4 protein-coding genes are annotated in these 6,536 nt (G+C 40.9%); all 4 read left to right on the plus strand.

Annotation, left to right across the window (positions count from 1 at the left end; genetic code table 11):
• A partial coding sequence (locus FNZ24_RS20955) for a TatD family hydrolase (RefSeq protein WP_194945119.1) occupies positions 1-505 on the plus strand: 505 nt, incomplete at its 5' end.
• Positions 505-2,436 carry a sensor domain-containing diguanylate cyclase gene (locus FNZ24_RS20960; RefSeq protein ID WP_228768574.1) on the plus strand — a complete coding sequence of 644 codons (1,932 nt, stop codon included), beginning with the start codon at positions 505-507 and terminating at the stop codon, positions 2,434-2,436. The genes FNZ24_RS20955 and FNZ24_RS20960, both read left to right, overlap by 1 nt.
• A 26-nt stretch (positions 2,437-2,462) precedes the next feature.
• A complete protein-coding gene (gene hemB, locus FNZ24_RS20965; protein ID WP_153916734.1) occupies positions 2,463-3,473 on the plus strand; it encodes a porphobilinogen synthase in 1,011 nt (336 codons plus the stop codon).
• Between the two features lie 208 nt (positions 3,474-3,681).
• Positions 3,682-6,536 (plus strand): Ig-like domain-containing protein (locus FNZ24_RS20970; protein WP_228768575.1); only part of this gene is annotated, 2,855 nt, incomplete at its 3' end.

Here is a 6,536-nt window from a genome sequence, read left to right on the forward strand (position 1 = left end):
AGACTATAATCGCGATTTTTCACCACGCGACAAACAGCGTCAAGCCTTTGAAGCACAATTAGCACTGGCAACCGAATTACAAATGCCAGTGTTAATGCATTGTCGTGATGCCCATGACGACTTCATCGCGATACTTAAGCAATATAGACATAGGCTGCCTAGTGCTGTTCTACATTGTTTTACTGGTACTGAGGCTGAACTACTAGCTTGTATAGATCTCGATTTATATATTGGTATAACCGGCTGGGTTTGTGATGAAAGAAGAGGGGCTGAACTGGCAAGCATAGTTCACCATATCCCTGATAATCGTATCGTCGTTGAAACCGACAGCCCTTACTTACTTCCAAGAAGTATGAGGCCAAAGCCTAAGTCGAGTAAAAACCTGCCACAGTATTTACCCTATATTGTTGAGTCCATCGCCAAACTACGTCATCAACCCTTCGAAGAACTTGCTGCACATTGCTATGCCAATAGTATTAGCTTGTTTAATTTAGGCGACGATTAATGTTGCTGAAAAGTCTTCGTTTTAAACCAAGCTTGATGGTTTTTTGGTTGATGTGTTTAGTGCTCACTCTAAACAATATTGCCTATGCGGCAATTAACGCTCCTGCTCAGGAAACTGAACATAAAAACACCCCATTACGCTTAACCGCATCATCAATTACTAAAATTGATTTACAAGATTGGCTTTATATCCATAAATCGAACGATATTACTGAGCTTGCAAACTTAACAACACAACGAAATAACACCACTGATTGGCGTAAACTCACGCGCCAAGACATGCGCAAAATTGGTGCCGACAATACTTGGGTCAGTTTTAGTATTTATAACCCTAATGATCAACTGTCTCGAATTATCGCATTAGACAACCCGCTATTAGACAGCTTAAAGTTATTTCATTTAGTTAATAATGAGCTGCAACATGTTGAAATGATGGGTGACACTATTCCCTTCAAGCAACGACCATTACAAAGTAATTTATTCTTATACCCCTTCGATATAAAACCAGGTGAATTACATACATTTTATTTAAAGGTGAATAATCGCGGTAGTCTTAACTTACCTTTAGTCTTATGGAGTAAAAACGACTTTAGTCATGCAATTGAAACGCAAAGTTTGACCAATGGATTTCAAATTGGAATATTAATCGCCATTGGTGTGTTTAGTTTATTCATCGCTTTAGCGTCAGGCTCATTTAGTTACAGTTACTACAGTGGCTACGTGATTTGTTTGACCATTATTGTCGCCAGTATCCATGGTATTGCGTTTCAATATTTATGGCCTAATTTACCTACGCTACAACAACTTGCTATCCCTATGTTAATCCCTCTAGCATTGGCATTTGCTTTAATGTTTACAGAGAAAGTGATGCAGCTTAAATATCACAGTAAACGTATGCTGCTACTTGGGCGATATTTAGCAGTTTATTGTATTTTATTAAGCACCGTCATCTCATTTCTCGATTTTAAATTAACGCTTTACCTACTGAGCATTTCCGTTATTTTTATCAGCTTCATACTAATCGTATTCTCGTTAATCCAAGTGTTTAACAAGACTAAAAATGCTCGCCTTCATGCAATAGGGCGAATTGGATTATTCATAGGCTCACTGCTGAGCGGATTGCTGTATTTAGGCTATATAGATTGGGGAGTATTTCCACAAACCCCTGTCATGATAGGGCTTACTTTTGAAGTTATCACTATGGCTGCTGTACTCGCGATGCGCTATAACGATGAGCGAAAAGCCAAATTACAAATGCAACAAAAAGCGCTTGAGCAAGCGATACGTTTACAACAAAACCGAGATGAAGCACTGCGAGCTGAAGCTGATGCTAATGAACGTTTAGAGCGTATGGTAGCCGAGCGAACCTTGGAGCTAGAAGTCACTTTACGTGAACTCAATGAAGCAAACCAAAAGCTCACCCAGCAAAACACCATTGATAGCTTAACAGGGGTTAAAAATCGAAGTGCATTTGATCTGCGCCTTAGTGCTGAAGGCAGAATTAGTCGTCGCCAGCAAACACCTTTAGCTTTATTAATGGTTGATATTGATAAGTTTAAAGCGATTAATGACGAACATGGACACCTCGCAGGAGATCACTCAATTAAAGTGATTGCGACGACAATTTCAGACTTTTTAAAACGTCCAACCGATCTGGTGTCACGTTTTGGTGGTGAAGAGTTTGCTATTATATTACCGAATACTGATAGTGAAGGAGCAATGCAACTCGCTGAACAAGTTCGCATAGCCATTTCCAAATTATCAATAGAGTGGGAAAACTGCCCTATCCCACTTTTTGTGAGTATTGGAGTCAGTGCGGCAGTCATTGAAACTGATGACCATCCAACTCTGTTACTCGAACAAGCAGATAAAGCGCTTTACCAAGCTAAGCGCAGTGGTCGAAATCAGGTGTGTGAGTTTTCGTCCGAATAAGAACAAATTAATTTCAGGAGTCGAATGTGAATATTATTACTAGTGCGTTCCCACAGCGCAGAATGCGCCGCATGCGTAAACATGATTTCAGCCGTCGTTTAATGTCAGAAAATAAACTGTCGGTGAATGATCTTATTTATCCAATGTTTATTCTTGAAGGTAACAATCGCACTGAACAAGTAGCATCAATGCCTGGTGTTGAGCGCTACTCTATCGATTTGCTATTAAAAGAAGCTGCAGAGCTAGTTGAGCTTGGGATCCCACTGATTGCATTATTTCCAGTCACACCAGCTGAGAAAAAATCATTAATGGCGGAAGAGGCTTATAACTCAGATGGCCTTGTACAGCGTGCTGTACGTGAGTTAAAGCAAGCTTTCCCTGAACTAGGCGTAATGACAGATGTGGCGCTAGATCCATTCACCACTCACGGCCAAGATGGCATTATTGATGATGAAGGCTATATCCTTAACGACATCACAACTGAAATTCTAGTGAAACAAGCCCTATCCCATGCTGAAGCGGGTGCTGATATCGTTGCACCTTCAGATATGATGGATGGTCGTATTGGCGCCATTCGTGAAGCGCTAGAAGCTGCTGGTCACGTCAATACTCAAATAATGGCTTACTCAGCTAAATATTCTTCTAGCTACTACGGCCCTTTCCGTGATGCAGTTGGCTCTGCTGGCAATCTTAAAGGTGGCAATAAGCATAGCTACCAAATGGATCCTGCAAATAGCGATGAAGCACTGCATGAAGTCGCGCTTGATATTCAAGAAGGTGCAGACATGGTTATGGTTAAGCCTGGCATGCCTTATTTGGATATTGTTCGCCGCGTTAAAACTGAACTGGCTGTCCCGACTTTTGCCTATCAAGTCAGTGGTGAATATGCCATGCATATGGCAGCCATTCAAAATGGCTGGCTAGCAGAAAAGGCTATCGTAATGGAATCATTACTGTGCTTTAAGCGTGCTGGGGCGGATGGTATTTTAACTTACTTCGCCAAATCAGCAGCCCAATGGCTCAAAGAAGAAAAATAAAGCCTAACGTTTACCGCTTTATTTTTTAGATTGTTTACAAAAAGAGGCCAATAGGCCTCTTTTTTTGTATCTTTTTGAATCTAGATGCCTAAATAACCCGACAATTCTTTAAAAATTAATTAACAAGGTTTATGCTTTAAATTGCGCTTAATTTCATCAGTAACGTATTAGTTCATGATGACAATGGATTGAAAGTTAAGGAATGCAAATGATTGTTGATGGTGTTGATGTTTTGTATTACGTGAAAATTGGCCCAAGCATTTTCGCTATTGCGAACAATGGTCAATGGCACGCTATTACGCCAGATAAAATTCACGATGAGCTACCTTTGCATGAGTTTGATATTGACAGCATTCTCATCAATCCAGATAGTAATCCATATATCGTAATTAACCAGCAAAGCGTCTTAATACCACAATCGTTAGTCATTAGCTCTTCACAGGACAATCCCAGTTCACCTCCTAGCAATAACAATTCAGCTGAGAACAACCTTTCTAGTAGCGGTGAAACGAATAGCGATACAAACAATAATGCTGGGCTAAATTACTTCTATCAGATTATTCAAACTCGATATAATGCGCTCATCGCCGAGTCAGGCTATACCACCCAAGCAGATAACTTAACCAATCAGTCAAATACTATTACCTCACTGATTGGCGAACAAGATAGCTTTTTAACACTCACTTTATCGGTCAACATAGAAGACGCGAAGGACGGATACTTAAATCAATTTGAAGTCCCTACTGTCGATATTAATGGCCAAGCACTCGATGCTAGAGACGGCCAACAATTAACGCTGACTCTGACTGATATTAACGGCAAGCAAATAACGCTTTTAGTGACAGTTTCCAATGAATCTTGGCAATTAAACGACCTAGATATTTCAGATCTTGCAGAAGGACTTATTACCGCAGAAATTAGTGCACCTACATACCAAGGTGAGGCTAACCCAGCGACAGATCAAAGCATAAAAGACACCCTTGCTAGTATTTCAATAGAAATAGAAGATCAAGACAACGTCATTAATGCTGCTGAAATTAATTCGGTCAATATTAGTGGTGCTGTAGCTAACGTAGAAGATGGTCAGACTGTCGTCATTACCATTAGTGATGCCAATGGACACTCACGTAATATCACCACTACTGTAGTTAATGGTGCTTGGTTCATAGGCTCATTAGACTTATCAGATTTTGAGCAAGGGTCGCTAACCGCAACAGCAGAAGTTATTGATATTGCAGGTAACCCAATATCTGCAACCACGGGCGAGCCCATTGATATATTGGCTGCTGTCAACATTACCGTTGACACAGGCAACGACGAATTTGTTAATCGTTTCGAGATGAAGAAACTTGATTTTTCAGGCTCAGTTTTTGACGTAGAAGATGGTCAAGCCGTCACTATCACCATTACTGATGTTGACGGTCAGACTCTCACCTACACAACCCAAGTCGTGGATGGTTCATGGCGAATTGAAGATGCAGATATTGAGGCATTAGTCGATGGGGAATTACGTTTTGATGTTAACACTCAAGACATTGCAGGTAATCCAGCTTCCTCTTCTACAACAGTAATTAAAGATACTGTTGCCAATGTCACTATTAATGTCCTTGATAGCGATCAGATTTTAAATCAGCAAGATATTGATGACCTTAACACCATTTTTGGGGTTGCTAACAATATCGAAGATGGTCAAGTCATTTTCATCACGGTTACCGATAGTTTAGGCCAAGTTTTTACCCTTTCATCTGAGGTGAGTAATGGTCTTTGGACTGTATCAGGACTAGATGCTTCTGATTTAGCTGACGGTATATTACACCTTTATGCCGTCGCAATTGATGCAGAAGGCAACCCAGCTTTCGCCACAAATACTATTCTCAAAGATACAAAAGCCGATATTGATATTGAGATAGTAGATGCTGATGGCGTACTTAATGGCAGTGAGATGGCTAAAGTACTTATCCGAGGTAGCGTCACCAATGTTGAAGATGGTCAAACGGTTACGGTGAGTCTCACCGATAACCAAGGCCATTCGATGACCTTAACCGCTATTGTTACCGGAGGGATCTGGACTCTCTCTGCACAAGACCTATCAGCCTTTGACGATGGTACTTTAGAAGTCACCGCTGAAGTCAGCGATATAGCAGGCAACCCTGCTTCTGCTATCACTCAAATGCCTGTGGACATTCTGGCTGATATCACTATAGATGTGGATACAGGGTCTGACACTGTAATTAATCGCTTTGAAATGCTCCGTCTTAATTTCTCAGGCCAAATTAACGATGTTGAAGACGGTCAAACCATTACTATTACACTAACCGATAGCCTTAATAATCAGCTCACCTTCAATACCACTGTCGTTGCGGGCACTTGGCAAATTGACGATGCAGATGTCTCATCACTTGTCGATGGTGATATTAACTTTACGGCTAATACTGTTGATATTGCAGGCAATCCAGCTTCTGCCACCACTACTGTTAGCAAAGATTCTCAAGCAACAATTTCAATTACACTTAATGACTCTGATAGCACATTAAATTCTTTTGAAGAAACAAATGCAACCATAACTGGTTTCGTGACTAACGTTGAGGAAGGTCAAACAGTTTCAGTTTGGGCTATTGATCAAAATGGAGTGCGAATTCCTCTAACGGCAATTGTTTCAAATGGTGCTTTCAGTATATCTGGTGTCGACTTATCTTCATTAGCAGAAGGCACTATCTACTTAAAAGCTTTAGTGGTTGACTTATCTGGTAATCCAGCCTTTGCCGGAAACTCGTTTACTAAAGATACAGCTGCCGATATCACTGTAGAGATTGTTGATAACGACGGTGTTATCAACGCCACTGAAATGACCCAAGTGGTCATTCAAGGCAGCGTCACAAACGTTGAAGATGGTCAAACGGTTACGGTGAACCTCACCGATAACCAAGGCCATTCACTGACAGTAACCGCAATCGTTACTGGTGGTGTTTGGATTCTCCCAGCACAAGATTTATCAAACTTTGATGATGGCTCACTAGTGGTCACAGCAGAGGTCAGCGATATAGCAGGGTTGCCTGCTATATC

It is taken from the genome of Shewanella sp. TC10 (assembly GCF_009663145.1).
Classification (GTDB): domain Bacteria; phylum Pseudomonadota; class Gammaproteobacteria; order Enterobacterales; family Shewanellaceae; genus Shewanella.

Coding starts and splice junctions, on each gene's coding strand:
- FNZ24_RS20960 (WP_228768574.1), top strand. CDS start 505: ATGTTGCTGAAAAGTCTTCGTTTTAAACCAAGCTTGATGGTTTTTTGG.